19 protein-coding genes are annotated in these 19,275 nt (G+C 70.3%); all 19 read right to left on the bottom strand.

All coding sequences use genetic code 11. The features are described from left to right. Positions 1–42 precede the first annotated feature (42 nt). Positions 43–1,098, bottom strand: coding sequence for a beta-propeller fold lactonase family protein (locus tag B7K24_RS04150; RefSeq protein ID WP_159449141.1), 1,056 nt, complete (start codon positions 1,096–1,098; stop codon positions 43–45). A gap of 77 nt (positions 1,099–1,175) precedes the next feature. Beyond that, on the bottom strand, positions 1,176–1,496 hold the full coding sequence (locus B7K24_RS04145; RefSeq protein ID WP_084128871.1) for an Lsr2 family protein: 321 nt from the start codon (positions 1,494–1,496) through the stop codon (positions 1,176–1,178). A 150-nt stretch (positions 1,497–1,646) separates the two neighbouring features. Beyond that, complete coding sequence (locus tag B7K24_RS04140) at positions 1,647–1,865, bottom strand: hypothetical protein (protein WP_084128870.1); 219 nt, start codon at positions 1,863–1,865, stop codon at positions 1,647–1,649. A gap of 1 nt (position 1,866) precedes the next feature. After that, on the bottom strand, positions 1,867–3,330 hold the full coding sequence (gene lysS / locus B7K24_RS04135) for a lysine--tRNA ligase (RefSeq protein ID WP_084129243.1): 1,464 nt from the start codon (positions 3,328–3,330) through the stop codon (positions 1,867–1,869). A gap of 235 nt (positions 3,331–3,565) precedes the next feature. Beyond that, on the bottom strand, positions 3,566–4,489 hold the full coding sequence (gene nadC / locus B7K24_RS04130; protein WP_084128869.1) for a carboxylating nicotinate-nucleotide diphosphorylase: 924 nt from the start codon (positions 4,487–4,489) through the stop codon (positions 3,566–3,568). Between the two features lie 46 nt (positions 4,490–4,535). Continuing rightward, positions 4,536–6,224, bottom strand: coding sequence for an L-aspartate oxidase (locus B7K24_RS04125; RefSeq protein WP_084128868.1), 1,689 nt, complete (start codon positions 6,222–6,224; stop codon positions 4,536–4,538). Positions 6,225–6,372: 148 nt separating this feature from the next. Further along, entirely contained in the window at positions 6,373–6,834 is a 462-nt protein-coding gene (gene panD, locus B7K24_RS04120) for an aspartate 1-decarboxylase (RefSeq protein WP_234986540.1), read from the bottom strand. Continuing rightward, a complete protein-coding gene (gene panC, locus B7K24_RS04115; protein WP_084128867.1) occupies positions 6,831–7,694 on the bottom strand; it encodes a pantoate--beta-alanine ligase in 864 nt (287 codons plus the stop codon). The genes panD and panC overlap by 4 nt, the downstream gene beginning before the upstream one ends. A 59-nt stretch (positions 7,695–7,753) precedes the next feature. Continuing rightward, complete coding sequence (locus tag B7K24_RS04110) at positions 7,754–8,635, bottom strand: Rossmann-like and DUF2520 domain-containing protein (protein WP_084128866.1); 882 nt, start codon at positions 8,633–8,635, stop codon at positions 7,754–7,756. After that, positions 8,632–10,290: a PH domain-containing protein gene (locus B7K24_RS04105; RefSeq protein WP_084128865.1), complete on the bottom strand. Its 1,659-nt coding sequence runs from the start codon at positions 10,288–10,290 to the stop codon at positions 8,632–8,634. The genes B7K24_RS04110 and B7K24_RS04105 overlap by 4 nt, the downstream gene beginning before the upstream one ends. Continuing rightward, a complete protein-coding gene (locus B7K24_RS04100) occupies positions 10,290–10,769 on the bottom strand; it encodes a PH domain-containing protein (RefSeq protein ID WP_084128864.1) in 480 nt (159 codons plus the stop codon). Before B7K24_RS04100 ends, B7K24_RS04105 begins: the two co-directional genes overlap by 1 nt. A gap of 38 nt (positions 10,770–10,807) precedes the next feature. Beyond that, positions 10,808–11,275 (bottom strand): DUF3180 domain-containing protein, encoded by a 468-nt coding sequence (locus B7K24_RS04095; RefSeq protein WP_159449140.1) that lies wholly within the window; start codon positions 11,273–11,275, stop codon positions 10,808–10,810. A 1-nt stretch (position 11,276) separates the two neighbouring features. Continuing rightward, positions 11,277–12,398, bottom strand: coding sequence for a 2-amino-4-hydroxy-6-hydroxymethyldihydropteridine diphosphokinase (gene folK / locus B7K24_RS04090; protein ID WP_084128862.1), 1,122 nt, complete (start codon positions 12,396–12,398; stop codon positions 11,277–11,279). A gap of 4 nt (positions 12,399–12,402) precedes the next feature. Further along, positions 12,403–13,218: a dihydropteroate synthase gene (gene folP / locus B7K24_RS04085; protein ID WP_084128861.1), complete on the bottom strand. Its 816-nt coding sequence runs from the start codon at positions 13,216–13,218 to the stop codon at positions 12,403–12,405. Positions 13,219–13,221: 3 nt separating this feature from the next. Continuing rightward, the gene (gene folE / locus B7K24_RS04080; protein WP_084128860.1) at positions 13,222–13,788 is read right to left on the bottom strand and encodes a GTP cyclohydrolase I FolE; all 567 of its coding nucleotides are present in this window, start codon (positions 13,786–13,788) and stop codon (positions 13,222–13,224) included. Further along, positions 13,785–15,794 (bottom strand): ATP-dependent zinc metalloprotease FtsH, encoded by a 2,010-nt coding sequence (ftsH, locus tag B7K24_RS04075; protein WP_084128859.1) that lies wholly within the window; start codon positions 15,792–15,794, stop codon positions 13,785–13,787. The genes folE and ftsH overlap by 4 nt, the downstream gene beginning before the upstream one ends. A gap of 190 nt (positions 15,795–15,984) precedes the next feature. Next, on the bottom strand, positions 15,985–16,827 hold the full coding sequence (locus B7K24_RS04070; RefSeq protein WP_144268115.1) for an endonuclease domain-containing protein: 843 nt from the start codon (positions 16,825–16,827) through the stop codon (positions 15,985–15,987). Between the two features lie 269 nt (positions 16,828–17,096). Further along, on the bottom strand, positions 17,097–18,257 hold the full coding sequence (gene cysC, locus B7K24_RS13225; protein WP_144268114.1) for an adenylyl-sulfate kinase: 1,161 nt from the start codon (positions 18,255–18,257) through the stop codon (positions 17,097–17,099). Next, positions 18,257–19,273 (bottom strand): sulfite exporter TauE/SafE family protein, encoded by a 1,017-nt coding sequence (locus B7K24_RS04060; RefSeq protein ID WP_084128857.1) that lies wholly within the window; start codon positions 19,271–19,273, stop codon positions 18,257–18,259. The genes cysC and B7K24_RS04060 overlap by 1 nt, the downstream gene beginning before the upstream one ends. Positions 19,274–19,275: the final 2 nt, after the last annotated feature.

Raw genomic sequence — 19,275 nt, 5'->3', positions numbered from 1 at the left:
AGCGTAGCGCCGATGCGCCTGGCACGGTCCGGGACCGAAGGCTCAACCCGCCATCACGAAGGCCGGGCTCGGCAGTGCGGCCGATGCGGAGGGCAGCTCCTGGATCAGGCCCACCTCGGGCTCGGGGGCCAGGGCGAGGACGTCGGCGAGCGCGTAGGTGCGCACCTCGTGTCCGCGCTCGCAGCCCACGTGAAGGCGGTCGCCCACCACGGCGAAGTGGCGTGGCCAGTGGCCCGCGTCGAAGGAGCCGCGGTAGCGCACCTCTCCCTCGGGCGACAGGTCGTGCACGGCAATGACGTCCGCGCCGCGCACTCCCACCAGCAGCACATCGTCGACCTGGAGGATGCCCGACGAGTCCCTCGCCTCGGCCGTCCGCGCGGCGGACGTCGTCGCCGGAATCTGGGCAATCAGGTCGGCCGATGCCGTGGCGGGCTCCCAGCGCAGCGTTAGTACCGAGGTGGACAGTTCCCCGAGCACGTAGATGAGGTCGCCGTTGACGGCGAAGTGACGCGGGCCGGTGCCCGGTGGGAGGGCGGCGGCGATGCCGTCGTCGTCGAGCAACCCGTCGGGGCGCAGCGCATAGCGTCGGAGCTCATCGGTGCCGAGGTCGCACACCAGCAGGTGCTTGCGGCCGGGCGCATAGCCCACGAAGTGCGCGTGAGAGGCGTCCTGGCGGGCCTCATTCGGGCCCGAGCCCGCGTGGGCGAACATCTGCGCGGGCGCGTCGTCCTCGAAAAGCCCGTCGTCGCCGATGCGGATGACCGACAGCTCGGACGACACGTAGTGGGTGAGGTACAGCGTGAGGGCGCCGGCGGCGAGCATGCCGTGGCACGCGGACGATCCGCCCGTGGGGATGCTCGCCAGCACGCGGGGCGATGCGGGGTCGGACACGTCCACCGCGTGCACCTGGGAGTGCTCCGACTCGGAGATCGCGTAGATGAGCGGAAGGCTCGGATGGGCGACCAACCACGAAGGTGCGTCGAGAGCGAGGGCGAGGGTGGCATCGGCCGGCGTCTGTCGCCACAGCCCCTCGCCCATGCCGGTCGGCGTGCCCAGGCCCGCCTCGGGGAACGTGCCCCACCACAGTTGATTGGTCATGTCATCTCCATTGGTGCATGGAACACGTTCGGCCCCGCCCCGTGCGTGGGGCGGGGCCGAACGTGCGGAAAAGAGTGTTAGTGAGCCTTGGCGTACGCCTCGCGCACCTCGGTCGAGATGCGTCCGCGCTCCGAGATGTCGAAGCCGTTGTCCTTGGCCCATGCGCGAATCTTCGCGACGTCGTCGCGGCGGCCCGCCGCGGCGCGCGTGGTACCGCGCTTGGTCGAGACCTTGCGCGCCACCGAAGTCCAGTGCTCGAACGAGCCCCGCATTTCTGCCGCATGGTCAGCGGAGAGGTCAATCTCGTAGGAAATGCCGTCGAGGGAGAAACTCACGGTCTCCGTGGCCTCGCCTCCGTCGATATCGTCGACAAGAACGACCTTCACCTTTTGCGCCATCGAAAAATCCTTTCTTTAAAGGTTTTCCAAGAGTCACATACCGGACACCTTGCCGTCAACTTTCCTGCGGCCTTTTGATTGAATACACAAGAAAATCCCCCTCAGGAACGATTCCTGAGGGGGATTTCGCCGCGGTTATCGGCTACATTCTCATGACTGAGATTCCACGGTGGGCGATGGCGCCTGCGCCTCGGGCGAGCCGGATGCGGGCCCAGTGGCCGCATCGGCCTCCTGCTGTTCCTCGATAGCCGCCAGCGCCTGACGCTCGTTGCGGTCGGCGCGAATGACCGCGCGCATGGCGAACCAGAACACGAGCCCCACGCCGATCGACGGGATGATGCCGACCGCGACCGCCTGCCAGGTCGACATCTCAGACGCCCTCGGGCTTCACGAGCGGGAACGTGATGGTCTCGCGGATGCCCAGGCCGGTCAGCGCCATGAGCAGGCGGTCGATGCCCATGCCCATGCCTCCCGACGGCGGCATCGCGTATTCCATCGCGGTGAGGAAGTCCTCGTCGAGCACCATCGCCTCGTCATCGCCCTGAGCGGACATCCGTGCCTGCTGCTCGAAGCGTTCGCGCTGGATGACGGGGTCCACCAACTCGGAGTAGGCCGTGCCCAGTTCGAAGCCGCGGACGTAGAGGTCCCACTTCTCGACGACGCCCGGAATCGAGCGGTGGTCGCGCGTGAGGGGGCTGGTCTCGACCGGGAAGTCGCGCACGAACGTGGGCGCGTGGAGCTTGTCGCCCCAGTAGTGCTCCCACAGTTCCTCGACGAGCTTGCCGTGGTTGATGCGCTTGGGGTCGACCGAGACCTCCACCGCGTCGCACCACTGCTGGAGCTTTTCGACGGGCGTCTCGGGGGTCACCTCCTCGCCCAGCGCCTCCGACAGTGAGCCGTACATGCTGAGCTCCGCCCAGTCGCCACCGAGGTCGTACTCGGTGCCGTCGGCGAGCGTCACCACGGTGCCGCCGAAGACGTCGTTCGCGGCGCCCTGGATGATGTCCTTGGTCAGCGTCGCCATGGTGTTGTAGTCGCCATAGGCCTCATACGCCTCGATCATCGCGAATTCCGGCGAGTGCGACGAGTCGGCGCCCTCATTGCGGAAGTTGCGGTTGATCTCGAAGACCTTTTCCACGCCACCCACGACGGCCCGCTTCAGGAAGAGTTCGGGGGCGATACGCATGTACAGGTCAATGTCATACGCATTCATATGCGTGATGAACGGACGCGCGGCGGCGCCACCGGGCTGCGTCTGCAGCATCGGCGTCTCGATTTCGATGAATCCGCGAGAATGGAGGCTCTCGCGCAGGCTGCGCATCACGCCGGCGCGGTGGCGCACGGTGTCGCGAGCCAGCGGGCGGGCGATGAGGTCGACGTAGCGCTGACGCACGCGCGACTCCTCGGACAGCTCCTTGTGCAGCACGGGAAGCGGGCGCAGGGCCTTGGCGGCGATGGCCCACTCGGAGGCGAACACCGACACCTCGCCGCGGCGCGACTTGATGGCGCGGCCCTTGGCGAACAGGTGGTCGCCCAGGTCCACGTCCGCCTTGAACGCGGCCAGCGAGTCCTCGCCCACCTCGGCAAGGCTCAGCATGATCTGCAGGCGCTCTCCCGCGCCATCCTGGATGGACGCGAAACACAGCTTGCCGGTGTTACGCACGAACACCACGCGGCCGGCGACCGCGACGACGTCCTCGGTCTCCTGGCCGTCCTCGAGGTCGGCGTAGGTGGACTTCACGTCGGCGATCTCGTGGGTGCGGCCGACGGACACCGGGTACGCCTGGCCGCCCTCGGCAATCAGGCGGTCGCGCTTGGCGCGGCGCACCTTCATCTGCTCGGGGAGGTCGTCGGCGTGGTCGTTCTGCTCAGTCACGCCCTCTAGGGTACCCGCGCGTGTGTGGGACCCCGCCCCGCGTACCGCTCAACACACAGCTGGGGCTGATGTGACTCACGGGGCTGATGGGCCTCAACACTGGCCCCATCAGCCACACGCGTCGCAGCCGTGTGTTGAGCGGTCCAGCGACGAGGCGCAAACGACACGGACGGGGCGCCCGCGACCGAGCGGCTTAGTCGAGGTCGAGCGCGAGGTCGATGATGGGGCTCGAGTGGGTGAGGGCGCCGACGGACATGAAGTCCACGCCCGTCTCGGCGACCGTGCGGGCCGTCGCGAGGGTCAGGCCTCCCGTCGCCTCGAGGCGGACCGGGCCCGCCTCACCCTCGAGCCCGCGCACCACCGCGACGAGGGCACGCATGCCATCGGCCGTCATGTTGTCGAGCATCAGGAAGCGCGCTCCGGCGGCGATGGCCTCGCGCGCCTGCTCCTCGGACTCGACCTCGACCTGGACGGGAACCTCGGGGAAGCGGCGCGTGACCGCCTCGATCGCGGCAGTGATGGATCCGGCGGCGACGATGTGGTTGTCCTTGATCATCGCGCAGTCGAACAGGCCGTGGCGCTTGTTGACGCCCCCGCCCATGCGCACGGCGTACTTCTGGATCTCGCGCAGGCCGGGAGTGGTCTTGCGGGTGTCGAGGACGCGGGTGCCGGTGCCGTCGAGGACATCGACCCACAGGCGCGTGTGCGTCGCGACGCCGCTGGCGCGAGACAGGAAGTTCAAGATGGTGCGCTCGGCGATGAGAACCACGTGACCGGGCCCCTCGATGGTCGCGACGGCGGTGCCGGCGGTCAGCGCGTCGCCGTCCTCGGCGTGCAGCTGGATGCTGGGCCGGGGAAGGCTCAGGCGCTCGGCGACCTGGATGAGCACCTCCGCGATCACGGGCGCGCCGGCCAGGACGCCGTCGGTGCGCATCACGATGCGGCCGGAGACGTTGTCCGTCGCCGCGATGGTGGCCTGGGTGGTGACGTCCCGGCCGGGCTCGGAGCCGAGGTCCTCGTCGAGGGCCTGGGCCACGGCGCCCGCGAGCCACGAGGCGCTTAAGGGGCGAGTCTGGTCGCGGTCTTCCGGGTGAATCACGTTCTCGGGGTCAATCACGGCGTCTAGCGTAGCCCGGTCCCCGGGGCCTCACGGCGCGAAGGTCCTAGATCTCGAGCGGCGCCTTCATGACGCGCAGGTGGCCGTCGGGATCCAGGTGCGTCGCGATGCGCACCCTCCAGCGGTCGTCGGTGTCGGGAAAGTCGGTGCGCAGGTGTCCGCCACGGGTCTCCTCGCGGGCGAGGGCGGCCGCGACGAGGGCCGAGGCACACGCGAGCACGTTCGACGTCTCCCACTCCGCGGTCTGCGGCTGGCCACCGGGGGCATCAACCCCGCGAAAGCGCGAGCGGATAGCGTCGAGCCGCTCCCCCGCGCGTGCGAGCCCCGCACCATCGCGCACAGGCCCGGCGCCGCGGTGAGCGAGGGTCTGAATCTGCGGCCGCATGGTGGCCGGTACGAGGGACGACGGACCGGGACGGTCGACGGGCTCACGCTGGGTGACGGTGGCATCGGCCACCGCCGAGGCCGCGTCCTTCGCGGCCCGCACCCCGAACACCAGCCCCTCGAGCAGGCTGTTGGACGCCAGTCGGTTGGCGCCGTGAACCCCCGTGCAGGCGGCCTCTCCGATCGCGTAGAGGCCCGCCACCGTGGTGCGGCCGCGCAGGTCCGTGAGGATGCCGCCCGAGTGATAGTGCTGGGCGGGCGCGACGGGGATGAGGTCGCGGGCCATATCGATGTCACGCTCGGCGAGGCGCTCCCAGATGGTCGGGAAGCGCTCGCGCAGGTAGCGCTTGCCCAGGTGGCGGCAGTCGAGGAAGACGTTCTCGCTGCCCTCCTCCTCCATCATCGCGACGATGCCCTTGGAGACCACGTCACGCGGGGCGAGCTCGGCCATCTCGTGACGCTCGACCATGAAGCGCTCGCCCGCGCCGTTGAGGAGGTAGGCGCCCTCGCCGCGCACGGCCTCGGAGATGAGCGGCTGCTGGCCGCGAGCGCCCGCGCCCTGCCACAGGACCGTGGGGTGGAACTGCACGAACTCGATGTCCGCGACGGCGGCGCCCGCGCGCAGGGCGCTCGCGAGGCCGTCGCCGGTGGAGCTGGCCGGGTTGGTCGACGAGCGGAACACCTGGCCGATGCCGCCGGTCGCCATGATCACCGACTTCGCCAGGGCGGCGCCCACGCCATCGCGCGAGCCCTCGCCGATGATGTGCAGGGTCACGCCGCACACGGGTCCGGGGCGGCCGTCCGCGTCGGGGGCGGCGGTGAGGAGGTCGACCACCATCGCGTGCTCGATGACCTCGATACCAGGGTCGTTGCGCACGGCCTCGAGCTGCGCGATGAGCGCGCGGGAGATCTCGGCACCCGTCGCGTCGCCGCCGGCGTGGGCGATGCGGTCGCGGTGGTGCCCGCCCTCGCGCGACAGGGTGATGCCGCCGTCGGGGCCCGTGTCGAACAGGGCGCCGCGCCCCACGAGGTCGCGCACGCGGTCCGGCCCCTCGGTGACGAGTGCGCGCACGGCCGGCTCCGAGCACAGGCCCGCACCCGCGACGAGGGTGTCGGCCAGGTGCTCGTCGGGGGTGTCATCGGGATCGAGCGCCGCGGCGATGCCGCCCTGCGCCCACACCGTGCTGCCGGAACTCAGCTCACCCTTGGTCACCACGAGCACACGGTCCACCTTGGCGCGCAGCTCGAGCGCGGCGGTGAGGCCGGCGATACCCGAGCCCACGACGATGACGTCGGCTGCGATGGTCCAGCCCGGGGCGGGCGCGGCCAGATGACGCACAAAGGAGGTCATGGCCCCAACTTAGTGGCGGCGGCGCGCTCCCCTCGCCATCGGTTTGGCCCACGCTTGTGACGCATGTGCACCGGTGGGAGGCGTGTGACGTGCACTCGCTGCACATGCGTCACACCCGTCACAGTTGTGGGCCAAACCGATAGAGGGGTCAGGACTTGAAGGCGTCCCAGCCGCGCTCGTGGAACTCGTGGACCGGAATGCCGGAGCGCTCGAGGCCGTAGCCGTCGGGCACCGAGCCGGGGTCGTCGCATTCCTGCAGGATGCGGTTGTCGCGGTCCACGAAGACCACGTGGGGCTCGAAGGTGCGCGCCTCGTCGTCGGCGAGCATGCCGTAAGCGATGACGATGATGAGGTCGCCGGGATTCACCAGGTGCGCGGCGGCGCCGTTGATGCAGATCTCGCCGCTACCGGGCTCGCCGGGGATCGCGTAGGTGGTCAGGCGCGCGCCGTTGGTGACGTCGACGACGTCGACCTGCTGGCCGGGCAGCAGGTCCGCGTGCTCCATGAGGGTCGCGTCGATGGTGATCGAGCCCACATAGTGCAGGTCGGCTTGCGTCACGGTGGCCCGGTGGATCTTCGAGATCATCATGGGCCGTTGCAGCGAGGTCATCGCTGGTCTCCTTCCGCGCCGGGTTCGCCGATGCGCGTGGTCACGTTGTCGATCAGTCGGGTCTCGCCTACGCGCGCGGCGACGGCGAGCACCACCTCTCCACGGTAGTCGTCGTTGGCCTCACTCGCGTCCGCGGGGTTCAGGGCCGCGAAGTAGTCGAGGTCGATGCCGTCGTGGGCGTCCAGGACGTCGCGACCGGCTCGGAGGGTGGCGGCGAGGGAGGCGCCGCTTCGCGCCGCGTGGTCGGCCGATGCGAGGGCCCGGCTGAGGGCGAGGGCTCGGCTTCGCTCGTCGGGGCTGAGGAAGACGTTGCGGCTGGAGCGGGCAAGGCCGTCGTCGTCGCGCACGGTGGCGGCGGTGGCGATCTCGACGGGGAAGTTCAGGTCGCGGACCAGGGCCTTCACCGCGATGACCTGCTGGGCGTCCTTGGCGCCGAACACGGCGACATCGGGCGCGGTGAGGTGGAGCAGCTTCGCCACCACCGTGAGGACGCCGTCGAAGTGGCCGGGGCGCGCGGCGCCCTCGAGCACGCGGCCGATGACGCCTGCGCTCACCGTCACGACGGGCTCGCCGTGGGGGTACATCTCGTCGTCCGAGGGCGCGAAGACGGCGTCGACGCCGAGCGGCTCGAGCAGGGCGAGGTCAGCGTCGAGAGTGCGCGGGTAGCGCTCGTAGTCGGCGGCCTCGTCGAACTGCAGGGGGTTCACGAAGATGGTGACGACCACCTGGTCGCCGAGGTCCTTGGCGCGGCGGATGAGCGCGAGATGTCCCTCGTGCAGGGCCCCCATGGTCATCACGACCACACGGCGGTCGCCGCGAGGCAGGGCGGCGAGATCCGCCGCGGTCCGAATGAGCTGCATGGGGCTATTGTCCCGCGCGGCCGAGGCGGCGAGTGCAGGGTTCGAACAGTCGGTGCCGATCAGTCGGCGCCGAGCGCCGCGATGATGTCCGCGTACTGCGCGGGGCCGATGCGCCCGCCGGACAACGCCAGGTCGGCCGTCGCGCGCGCCATGGCACGGTAGGCAAACAGCATCTCGTCGTGGCCGGCGAGCGCATGGACGTGGGCGGCGACGGTGCCCGCATCGCCGCGCACGACCGGGCCGGTGAGCGTGGTCACGGCACCGGGCGCGTCGCCCAGGGCGCCGTCCACCGAGGCATGCACCAGCGGACCCAGGACGCGCGCGGGCTCCTCGACGCCGATACGGGCGAGCAGTCCCCCGGCCTGGCTCAGCGCCGTCACGACGTGATTCGCCCCGTGCACCAGGGCGGCGTGATAGGCGGGACGGTCGCGGTCGTCGAGGACGAAGGGCTCGCCGCCCATCTCCACCGCGAGCGCCTGGGCGATGGGCAGCAGCGGGGCCGCGCCCGACACCGCGAACGCGGCGCCGGTCATCCGTGTCAGGTCGAGCGACGTGCCGGTGAAGGTCATCGCGGGGTGAATGGCGAGCGGCAAGACGCCGCGGGCCGCGGCGTCCGCGAGCGCCTCGGTTCCGAGGCGCCCAGAGGTGTGGATCGCGATCTGCCCGCCGCGCCAGGCACCCAGGGACGCGAGCCCCGCGGCCACGGCGGCCACCGAGTCATCCGGCACGGTCAGCAGGACCACATCGGCGGCCCGCACCACCGCCTCGGGGTCCATCACCGGCACGCCAGGCAGGAGGGCGTCGATGCGCGCGAGCGTCTCCTCGGACACGCCCGTGGCGCCGACGATCTCGTGCTCGGCCTGGCGCAGCGCCGCTCCGAGCACCGCGCCCACGCGCCCCGCACCGACGATGCCGATCGACAGCCGGCCGGGCTTGCTCATGCGCCGTCCTCGCGGATCCCCACGGCGGTCATCCACTGCTCGGGGGTCTGGCGCCGGCGACCCTCCGCGGCCCGCTGGGCCTGGGCGTCGAGGAGCGCCCACGCATCGGCCACATCCAGATGCTCGGCGACGGGTGAGACGGGACCATTCGTCGAGTGCACGGTAAAGGTCGCGACGCCGCGCCAGCGCTGCAGCGGTCCCTGCGTGAGGCCCAACGACTGCGTGCGCTCGTGCGGGACCACGAACATGTCGCGCACCAGCCAGCCGCGCCGGATCATCAGCGCGCGGTCCGTGGCGCGCACGCCGCGGTGGCGCCACTGCCACGGGTCGAACAGCCGCGCGCGGCGTGTGACGGGCGTGAAGCCACCCTCGTCGCCCGTGCCCGAGAGTGCGAGCGAGACGGTGCCGGCGGCGTCGGGGTCGCCCAGGTCGGGAAGCACTAGCCACAGCGCCGTGAGCGCGTCCTGGCGCGTGCCGACGGGCAGCAGCGTCGACACCGCCGCCTGATCGTCCTGGTAACCGGCCACATTGATCGTGACGCGCCACCAGTCCTTCTTCCGCCACAGCAGCGACTGCTGGAACTGGACGGCCTGCACGCGACCCGGCGGCACGGTCTGGCGGCGGGTCTCGGTGAGCCCGTGACGCAGCCGGATGCCGTCCTCGGAAATGGCGGCGGTGAACCCGAATCCGCCCGACAGCTGCGACCAGAAGTAGCCCAGCAGACCCAGCACTGCGGGCACCACGGTGAACAGCGACGCCCCCGCGACGGCCAGAATCTCGTTGACGTCGATGGGGAAGATCCACACCACGAGCCCCACCCACAGCGGCAGCGTGCAGATCCACAGGAACGGCCACGACAGCACGATCGACTGCAGCAGCCGCCCGATCGGCACGGTGTACACCTCGCGCTCGGGCGCGGCGGCCGTCTCGGTCGCGGCGCCGGGTCCGCCCAGCGACCTCCGCCCGCCGGTGACGTCCCTCAGGGAGGCGGCCGATGCGTCGGCCGGCTCCTCGCCCTCGCCCCCCACAGGGGCGGGCTGGGGAGAGCCCGCCACGGCATCGGCCTCCACCACGGCGCTGACGGAAGCGTCGCGACCCTCGGCCTTGGCGCGCTTGACGCCGGCGGCGAGGGCGAGGAGCTCGTTGCGCATGGCCTCGGCGTCGCCCAGGCGCAAGTACTCCAGGGCAATCCCGGAGTTCTCGCCGCCGGCGACCTCGACCTTGAGCACCGCGAAGCCGAAGATGCGGGCGAGCAGGGGCTGGACCACGTCGACGGCCTGGACGCGGTCGAGCCTGGCCTGCTTGTGCTGCTTGAAGAGGACGCCCTTGCGCTGCTCGATGGCCTCGTCGGACAGGCGGTACTCGTCCACGCGCCACTGCAGGTAGCCGATGCCGATGGCCATGCCCACGATGACGACCGCCGCCAGGATGACCCACAGTAGCGAGCCCCAGAGCCAGTGGGCGGCCTCGACGAGGTCCTCCTCGGCGCCGGCCCAGTCGGGCGCGACGTTGTACAGGGCGATGGTGCCGACCACACCGAAGACGGCCCAGCCGCCAAGCAGCGGCGAGACGGGGTGCAGGCGGGTCCACTCGCGAGGCGCCCGGTAGATGCGGGCCGGCTGCGAGGGCTGGCGTGGTTGCGAAGGCTCGGTCATCAGAGGCCTGCCAGCTGCGCCTCGCCGCGGCTGGAGAGGCGGTCGCGCAGGCGGGCGGCCTCGGACTCGGGGACGCCGGAAATCGACGCGTCGGTTCCCGGCGAGGCGGTGTGGAGTTGCACCTTGGCGATGCCGAACGCGCGGCTGAGCGGTCCCGCCTCGACCTCGACGTACTGCATGCGCCCGTACGGCACGACCGTGACGGAGCGCCACAGCCGGCCCTTCTTCACGATCAGGTCGTCGTCGCGCTCGATCCACGCGTGCGCGGTCACTTGGCGGTAGACGATCCACGACCCCCACGCGCCGCCGATGACGAACACCGCCGCCGCGAGCCACACCCAGGCCGTGGTGAGGGCGCCGACGACGATGACGGCGATCAGCGGCAGCCCCATGCAGATCCACAGGACGATGAGGCGGGCGGAGATCAGCTTGCGTGAGACGTAGGTCCAGGCTGCGCCGTCGGGGTCATACCAACTCATGGGCCCAGTGTGCCAGGAGGGACGACGGGAGCGGGCGGCTATGCGGGGCTCGCCTCGCCGCGGTCGTCGTCCTCGTCCGAGTGCTTGCACCAGTGCTCGGCAACGAGGCCCGCAATCACCAGCAGCAGCGACGCGGCCGCGGCGATGAGTGCCGAGATGATGACCTCGCGGCGCGGGCCGTGCGACCAGTCGTCGAGCAGGCCCAACGCGTAGCCGCCGTAGGCGCCCGTCAGGACCGCGCCACCGTAGGCGCAGGCCTGGGCGAACACGACCGTGCGGGCGGCGCGCAGGGCGGACAGGTCGGGCTTCTTGCCCGTGAGGAAGCGGCGCACTTGCCAGCCGAACCACAGCGCGCACGCGGCCGCGACCAGGGCGATGGCCGCCGCGGTCCACGGCACATGCGGCGGGGTCGCCCCCGAGGACCACAGGCCCGCGGTCAGCAGCCAGACCAGAGCAAGCGAGACCAGCCCCACCAGGGTGAGGCGCTGCCACGACAGGGCGGACACGTCAGCGCGGAGAGACGCCCGCGGGCGCGGCGACGGGAGCATCGGCCACCGCGTCCCAGCCCGCGCCCACGCGCGTGAGGGCGTCGAAGCCCGCCTGACGCAGCAGATCGACGACCGCGCCGTGGGGCAGCAGGCGGGCGTCGGGCTCGATCGCCGCCCACGGCTCGAGCACAAAGCGGCGCAGGTAGGCGCGCGGGTGCGGCAGTTCAAGGTCGGCGGCGACCCCCGTCACACCCTCGTACTGAATGAGGTCAAGATCCAGGGTGCGCGCGGCGTTGGGCACGGAGCGCTCGCGTCCGTGGGCGAGCTCAATGCCCAGCAGCGCGTTCAACAGCTCGCGAGGCGACAGGGCGGTCTGCACGCGCACCACGCCGTTGAGATAGTCGGGCTGCTCGAGGCCGCCCTCGGGTACGGAGCGCACCAGGGGCGACACCGTCACGACCTGGACGCCGGGGATCCGGTGCAGGTCGCTCAGGGCCGCACGAAAGGTCTGCTCGACGTCGCCCAGGTTGCCGCCCAGGGCGATGAGCGCGCCGGTGGGCTGCGCGGGGCGTGCGTCCATCTGGTCGCCGCCGCCCACAACCCCGGGAGCGCCGCTGACGCCAGCGCCGCCAGCGCCGCCTGTGCCGCCGGTGCCAAGCCCCGAGACCTCGGGCGCCTCGGTCGGGTCGTCCGACTCCCCCGCCGACGAGCCGATGCGCTTGTCCGCCCACAGCGACCCTTCGCGCTGGTCGCGGCGGATGGTGACGGTGACGTCCTTGAACTCGACGTGCAACGGCGCCTGCGGCTTGTGCACGGTCACGTCCACGCATTCGACCAGCGGGATGCCGAGGACGGCCTTGGCGATGCGCTCCGCGACGGCCTCGATGAGCTTGACGGGCTCGCCGCCCAGGACATCGGCTACGCGGTCGGCGATCTCCGAGTAGTTGACGGAGCGCGTCAGGTCATCGCGGGCACCCGCGGCACGCGTGTTGGTGTGCGCCACGACGTCGGCGAAGAAGAGCTGGCCGCTCTCCCGTTCTGCCTGGAAGACGCCGTGAAATCCCTCGAGTCGGATACCTTCGACGGCGATCTGGTCCAGCTCGATGCCGTCCTTGACGTACGGGCGCGTGTGCACAGTCATGTCCTCACTCTTGCGTGTGTTCGGCGTTCTGCCAAGCGGACACGACACTGATCGCGTCCCTTGCTGCCCCGGCATCGTGGACCCGCACGGCCCACACGCCGCGCTCGGCCGCGAGGGCCGTGATGGCCGTCGTCGCGTGGTCCCTGGAGGCGGCCGATGCGTCACGCCCCTCCCGCTCAACGGCGGCACCTAAGAAGCGCTTGCGGCTCGCACCGATCAGCACGCGGGCGTCTCCGGCCCATCCGGGGATATCTGCGAGGAGCGGCCAGTTGGAGGCGGCGACCTTCGAGAATCCGAGGCCGGGATCGAGGATGATCCGTGCGGGGTCGACGCCCGCGGCGGTCAGCGCGTCCACGCGCGCGGCGAGCTCGTCGCGCACCTCCGCCACCACGTCGTCATACCTGTCGAGGCCGTCCATCTGGGTCGAATGCGCGCGCCAATGCATGGCGATGTAGTCACAGCCGGCGCCGGCGATCACGGCGGCCATCTCCGGGTCGGCGAGGCCGCCCGAGACGTCGTTGATGATGCTCGCGCCGGCCTCGAGCGCCGCGGCCGCGGTGGAGGCGCGCATGGTGTCGACGGAGACCGCAATCCCGGCCTCGACCAGGCCGGACACGACCGGCACCACCCGGGTGAGCTCCTCCTCGGGGCTCACGCGCTCGGCACCCGGACGCGTGGATTCGCCGCCGACGTCGACGAGGTGAGCCCCGTCTCGGGCGAGGCGGATGCCGTGGGCGAGTGCGGCATCGGCCGTATCCCAGCGACCCCCGTCGCTGAAGCTGTCAGGGGTGACGTTGAGGATCCCCATGACGAGCGTCATGGACTATTTCCCGAGGATGAGGCTCATGGCTTCCGCGCGGGTGGCGCCGTCGCGCATGATGCCGCGCACGGCGCTCGTGACGGTGCGGGAGCCGGGCTTGCGAATGCCGCGCATCGACATACAGAGGTGCTCGGCCTCGACCACGACGATCACGCCGCGGGCACCCAGATGGGTGACGAGGGCGTCGGCGACCTGCGTGGTGAGGCGCTCCTGCACCTGGGGGCGTCGCGCATACATCTCGACTAAGCGAGCCAACTTACTGAGTCCGGTGATGCGGCCGTCCTCGCCGGGAATGTAGGCCACGTGGGCCACGCCGTGGAACGGCACCAGGTGGTGCTCGCACATCGAGTACAGCTCAATGTCCTTGACGAGGATCATCTCCTCGTGGCCCAGCTCGAAGACGGTGCTGAGGATGTCGCCGGCGTCCTGGTGAAGGCCCGCGAAAAACTCGTCGTAGGCACGCGCCACGCGGCCGGGTGTGTCCTTCAGGCCGTCGCGGTCGGGGTCCTCGCCGATGGCGAGCAGCAGCTCGCGGACGGCGGCCTCGGCGCGCGCGTGGTCGACCGTCATGCCTGGTCCGTCGGTTCCGCTTCCACGGGCTCCTCGCCCACGGTGTCCTTGGGCTCCTCGAGAGGCGGGGCAGGCGCGGTGACGGGCTTCTTGCGCGGCGCGGTCTTGGGCGCCCACTCGCCGCTGACCCAGTGCTTGCGCTTGGCGACCTTCTTCACGTCGGCGAAGATCTCGGCCAGCTCGGTCTCGTTGAGGGTCTCCTTCTCCAGGAGCTCCTCGGCGAGGCGGTCGAGCAGGGCGCGGTTGTTCTGCAGCGCCTTGGTGGCCTCGGCCATGGCGTTGTCCATGAGCGTGCGGACCTCGCGGTCGACGATCGCGGCGTTCTGCTCGGAGTAGTCGCGGCCGTGGCCCATGTCGCGGCCCATGAAGACCTCGCCCGAGCTGCCGGCCAGGCGCACCGAGCCGATGTCCGTGGACATGCCGTACTCGGTCACCATCTGGCGGGCGATGTCGGTGGCCTGCGAGATGTCGTTGCTGGCGCCGGTGGACGGGTCGCCGAATACGAGTTCCTCGGCGATGCGCCCGCCCATCGCATACGCGAGGTTGTCGAGCAGCTGGTTACGCGTCTTGGAGTAGCGGTCCTCCTGTGGCATCACCATCGTGTAGCCCAGGGCGCGGCCGCGCGGGAGGATCGTGACCTTGGTGACGGGGTCCGTGTGGTTCATCGCGGCCGCCACGAGCGCGTGACCGCCCTCGTGGTACGCGGTGACGGTCTTGTCGTGGTCGTTCATGACGCGGGTGCGCTTCTGCGGGCCGGCAATGACGCGGTCGATGGCCTCGTCCAACTCGACGGGGCCGATGAGCTGGCCATCCTTGCGGGCGGTGAGCAGCGCGGCCTCGTTGAGGACGTTGGCGAGGTCGGCGCCCGTGAAACCAGGGGTGCGACGGGCGATGACCTCGAGGTCCACCTCGGGCGCCATCGGCTTGCCCTTCGAGTGCACCTCGAGGACCTTCAGGCGGCCCTTGAGGTCAGGCCCGTCGACGCCCACCTGGCGGTCGAAGCGGCCCGGGCGCAGCAGCGCGGGGTCGAGGATGTCGGGGCGGTTGGTGGCCGCGATGATGATGACGTTGGTGGTGGCGCCGAAGCCATCCATCTCGACGAGCATCTGGTTCAGCGTCTGCTCGCGCTCGTCGTGACCGCCGCCCATGCCGGCGCCGCGGTGGCGACCGACGGCGTCGATCTCGTCGACGAAGATGATCGCGGGCGCGTTCTTCTTGGCCTGCTCGAACAGGTCACGCACGCGGCTCGCACCGACACCGACGAACATCTCGACGAAGTCCGAACCGGAGATGTGGAAGAACGGCACTCCGGCCTCGCCCGCGACGGCGCGCGCAAGCAACGTCTTACCGGTGCCGGGAGGGCCGTACAGCAACACGCCCTTGGGGATCTTCGCGCCCACGGCCTGGAACTTCGCGGGGGCTTCGAGGAACTCCTGGATCTCGCGCAGCTCATCGACCGCCTCGTCCACACCGGCGACATCGTCAAACTTCACGGTCGGGGTGTCGGGCGTGACCAGCGAGGCCTTCGACTTGCCGAACTGCATGAGGCGGCCGCCGCCACCCTGCATGGACGACATCAGGAACCAGAACAGGCCCACCAGCAGCAGGATCGGCAGGAAGGTGAAGAGGATGGTGGTCCAGATGGAGGTCTGCGGAACCTCGGAGTCGTAGCCGCCGGCGGGGTCGGCGGCTGTGATCGCGTCGACGACCTGCTCACCCTGCGGCGCGACGTAGAAGAACTCGACGCGGTCCTCGTAGTCCGCCCACTCCTTGGGAGCGTCATCCGGGAGGTTGTCAGCGAAGTCCTCGATCAGCACCAGCTCGACGCGCTGGTCGCCGTCGACCATCTTCGCCTGGTCCACCAGGTTGGCCTCCAGCAGCGCGATGCCCTGCGAGGTGTCGATCTGCTGCACGCGCGGCGCAAACAGCCCGGAGACGAGCCACCCCAGCACAACTGCCAGGATGATCAGCGGAATGATGCGGCGCAGACTGAAGGCATTCTTCATGGTGCTACGAGACTACGCGAGGCCACGGGGTGGCTGTGAAGGGTTTCGCTGTGGGCGTTCTTGGGTCCCGCGCGTACCGCTCACCACACACCTGGGACTGATGTGGCGTAAGGGACTCATGGGCATGCGCTCCTGCCCCCGCCGCCCCACTCGCACCAGCCGTGTGTTGCGCGGTACGCGGGCGGAGACTTCACCGGGTCCGGATGGCCTCCAGGCAGGCCAACACATCCGCCACGAGGCGGTCCGGGTGGTACACGGCGTCCGCATAGGCGAAGCGGATCACGCTCTTTTGCTCTGCGACGATCCTGCGGTCTCGCCGCCGGTCTTCGGTGAATTGACCGGGGTCGCTGTGATAACTCTTTCCGTCGATCTCGACATAGAGCACACCTTCCACAAGAAAGTCCGCTCTCTTCCCGTTGCCGAGAGAAGCCTGGACCTCCACATGCAGGCCCGCTGCCCGCATCGCTACTCGCGCACACGTCTCGGGCACCGAGCCCGCACCTGGCTCTGCCGCGTGCTCAAGCCACCGCCTCGTGGTGAGCGGAGTCACGGTGAAGTCCGCCATCTCCGAGCGCCGCAGGTCACCGCGTGCGAGCGCATGGTCGATAGCGACCAACTGAGCGAGGGGACTCACGCAATGGCTCATCATGTCGAGCGCACGGGCGACCGGCACGATCCGGCTCCCCTGCCTGTGGCTGCGCGTCCGGTGAAGCACCACGCCCTCCCGCGCCTTGGATTCGCTCGCAGTACCGCCCCGCGCTGCCGCGATCTCGAGGTGAAGATCCTCGGCGGGATCGAGAAGCCGCAGTCCGTGTGCGCGCACCGCACTGACACACGAAACCCGCGCGTCGAAGTAGCAGGCTTGCGCCGCGTATGGGTATGCGTGCGGGAGGGCCAGCACCCCGGTGAAGGGTCGGCAGAGTGCGCCATCGCGAACTGCGGCATCGATCGCGCGGCGGGTCACTCCCTGCGCGAGCAGCGTGCCGCGGCGCGCGGCCCCGCCGAGTCTCATGACGGCGCGCACCGGGTCCATCGCCCCACCGTGCGCGAACCGCACCACGAAGAGGGCCGGCACCCTCACGGCTGTGAAGAACCACCCGCGTTCACGCGCCTGTGGACGGCGCCCATGCGCCGCGCTGCCCGGTCCGGATGCCGGCCTTCCGCGTACCGCTCAACACACACCTGTGACTGGTAGGGAGGACGGGGCTGGTGTGCATGCACACGGGGCACATGCGTCCCACGCGCACCAGCCGCGTGTTGAGCGGTACGGGGGCGCGCCGGGCACGGGCCGAAGCCGGCAGGTCAGATCGTGTAGTCCCCGCCGCTCGACGCCGTCAGGTACCGCACCACCTCGGCGGCGCATTCCTCCACCGACTCGCCGTTGGCCCCCACCACCACATCAGCGTCGGCGGGCGTCTCGTACGGGTCCGAGATGCCTGTGAACTCGGCAATCTCACCTCGACGCGCCGCCGCGTACAGGCCCTTGCGGTCGCGCGCCTCGCATACCTCCAACGGCGTCGCCACGTGGACCAGCACAAAACGACCCACGCGTTCGGCCATCTCCCGCATCTCGGCACGCATCGACTCGTAGGGCGCGATGGGAGCGCAGATCGCCATGCCGCCGTGCGACGACACCAGCGACCCTACCCAGCCGATACGCCGCACATTCAGCTCACGGTCAGCTCGCGAGAACCCCAACCCCGAGGACAGCATCGCCCGCACCTCGTCGCCGTCCAGCAGCGTGACACGCTGCGAGCCGTCGGCGCGCAGGCGTCGCGTCACCTGCCGCGCGATAGTCGACTTGCCCGAACCGGACAGGCCCGTAAACAACACCACGGCGCCGTCGCCGGGCGCGCGCGTCGACCCGCGCTGCACGACCACATTGGAGGCGCACACCACGGAGGCGAGGTGCTCCAGCAGCTCGACGGACGCGTCGCCGGAGACGTGCTCGGCGGCCGGCCGGGGCAGCACGCGCACGTCGAGCCCGTCGCGCTGCAGGGAACGGACAGAGGAGGACAGCGCCGACGGGTCACCCTCGTCCAGCACAATGACCGTTCCGGCCAACGCGCCGGAACGGCGGCCCAGGAGCAGCGTGGCGTCCTCGGCGAGATCGTCGAACGCCGCGGGACGCAGCTCGGGCAGCAGCGGCAGCGCGGGCTCGCGCACCATGGTCACGGGACCGGCGATCCACGTCCCGGCCGCCGACGTTCGCCGATCGTCAACGTCCACGGTGGCGATGGGTGTCGCCTCGGTGTCGAGCAGCGTCACGGTCCGTCCCGGCGCGATATCCGGGATGCGGAGGGTGGCGATATGAGCGCCCGCGACCAGGGAGGCGCTCACGGCGGCCGATGCCTGGGTCGCCCCCGCGGCCGGCAGCAAGTATCGCGGCGTGGGCCCGTACGCGCCGATGCGCATGAGCTCCAGTTCGTTGAGCTGCTGCGGGCTGAGGCGAACGCCGTGCATTACTTCTCCTGGCTTGGGTCGGGGGAGGGTAACGATGGATCGGGCGAGGCCGGCGAGGGCGAGGCCGATGACGGCGCGGCCGACAACTGCGTCGCCGCCGTGCCCTTCTCCTGGAACGTGAAGAACGCGAAGCCCAGGCGGTGCCGGATCCAGCCCCACGCGAGCGTCCCGAGCACCATCTGCGCACCGACCGCGGAGAACGCGATCGTGTTGGACAGCCCCATCATCTTCAGGCCCGACAGCGTCAGCACAAACACGAGCGCGCGGCGCACGATCCCGCCGGAGACCCGCGAGGACAGCTGCGCTCCCAGGTACGTGCCGGGGATCGAGCCGATAATCACCGGCAGGGTCACGGACCAATCCACGTCGCCAAACGCGAGGTGCGCTACAGAGGCGGCGACCACCAGCGGCACCGCCTGCACCAGGTCGGTTCCCACCAGCTGGTTCGCCTTCAGCGCCGGGTACAGCGCCATCAGAGCAATGATGATCAGCGAGCCAGAGCCCACGGAGGTCAGCCCCACCATCAGCCCGCCGAACACGCCCACCAGGATGGTCGGCACCGGACGCGGCACCACCACAGGCTTGTCGAAGGGCAGCGCCATCGCCCGCCCGTCCCGCACCATCGCCCGCTCGCGCAGTCGCAGATACGCGCGCACGGCCAAGCCGCCCGCAGCGATCACCAGCACCACGCCCAGCGCGTGCTTCACAAAACTCTGCAAGGCCGCGGGATCGATCAGGAAATGCGCCGCCAACACGCCCAAGAACGCGGACGGCACCGACCCATACACCAGCAAGCGAACCAGCTGCCAGTTCACGGTCTTGTTCCGGATATGCACCCACGAGCCCGCGGGCTTCATGAACGCGGACGCCACCACGTCGGAGGACACGGCGGTCACCGGCGGGATGCCGAAGAAGAACACGAGCGTCGGCGTCATGAGGGCGCCGCCGCCCATGCCCGTCAGTCCGACGACCACGCCGATGCCGAGCGCCGCGAGGACGAGGAGGGCAATCTCCATCG

This window comes from Demequina sp. NBRC 110055 (assembly GCF_002090135.1).
In the GTDB taxonomy this organism is placed as follows: domain Bacteria; phylum Actinomycetota; class Actinomycetes; order Actinomycetales; family Demequinaceae; genus Demequina.
Note: the sequence above shows the minus strand (reverse complement) of the source record. Positions and strands in the feature narration are given on the sequence as shown.

Bases quoted from the DNA above. Each gene is read 5' to 3' on its own strand.
- B7K24_RS04070 (WP_144268115.1), bottom strand. From the start codon at position 16,827: ATGGACCCGGTGCGCGCCGTCATGAGACTCGGCGGGGCCGCGCGCCGC.
- cysC (WP_144268114.1), bottom strand. From the start codon at position 18,257: ATGCACGGCGTTCGCCTCAGCCCGCAGCAGCTCAACGAACTGGAGCTC.
- B7K24_RS04100 (WP_084128864.1), bottom strand. From the start codon at position 10,769: ATGAGTTGGTATGACCCCGACGGCGCAGCCTGGACCTACGTCTCACGC.
- folK (WP_084128862.1), bottom strand. From the start codon at position 12,398: ATGACTGTGCACACGCGCCCGTACGTCAAGGACGGCATCGAGCTGGAC.
- B7K24_RS04105 (WP_084128865.1), bottom strand. From the start codon at position 10,290: ATGACCGAGCCTTCGCAACCACGCCAGCCCTCGCAGCCGGCCCGCATC.
- ftsH (WP_084128859.1), bottom strand. From the start codon at position 15,794: ATGAAGAATGCCTTCAGTCTGCGCCGCATCATTCCGCTGATCATCCTG.
- B7K24_RS04140 (WP_084128870.1), bottom strand. From the start codon at position 1,865: ATGTCGACCTGGCAGGCGGTCGCGGTCGGCATCATCCCGTCGATCGGC.
- B7K24_RS04125 (WP_084128868.1), bottom strand. From the start codon at position 6,224: ATGACCTCCTTTGTGCGTCATCTGGCCGCGCCCGCCCCGGGCTGGACC.
- B7K24_RS04060 (WP_084128857.1), bottom strand. From the start codon at position 19,273: ATGGAGATTGCCCTCCTCGTCCTCGCGGCGCTCGGCATCGGCGTGGTC.
- B7K24_RS04110 (WP_084128866.1), bottom strand. From the start codon at position 8,635: ATGAGCAAGCCCGGCCGGCTGTCGATCGGCATCGTCGGTGCGGGGCGC.
- panC (WP_084128867.1), bottom strand. From the start codon at position 7,694: ATGCAGCTCATTCGGACCGCGGCGGATCTCGCCGCCCTGCCTCGCGGC.
- B7K24_RS04145 (WP_084128871.1), bottom strand. From the start codon at position 1,496: ATGGCGCAAAAGGTGAAGGTCGTTCTTGTCGACGATATCGACGGAGGC.
- folP (WP_084128861.1), bottom strand. From the start codon at position 13,218: ATGACGCTCGTCATGGGGATCCTCAACGTCACCCCTGACAGCTTCAGC.
- lysS (WP_084129243.1), bottom strand. From the start codon at position 3,330: ATGAAGGTGCGCCGCGCCAAGCGCGACCGCCTGATTGCCGAGGGCGGC.
- panD (WP_234986540.1), bottom strand. From the start codon at position 6,834: ATGACCTCGCTGCAACGGCCCATGATGATCTCGAAGATCCACCGGGCC.
- folE (WP_084128860.1), bottom strand. From the start codon at position 13,788: ATGACGGTCGACCACGCGCGCGCCGAGGCCGCCGTCCGCGAGCTGCTG.
- B7K24_RS04150 (WP_159449141.1), bottom strand. From the start codon at position 1,098: ATGACCAATCAACTGTGGTGGGGCACGTTCCCCGAGGCGGGCCTGGGC.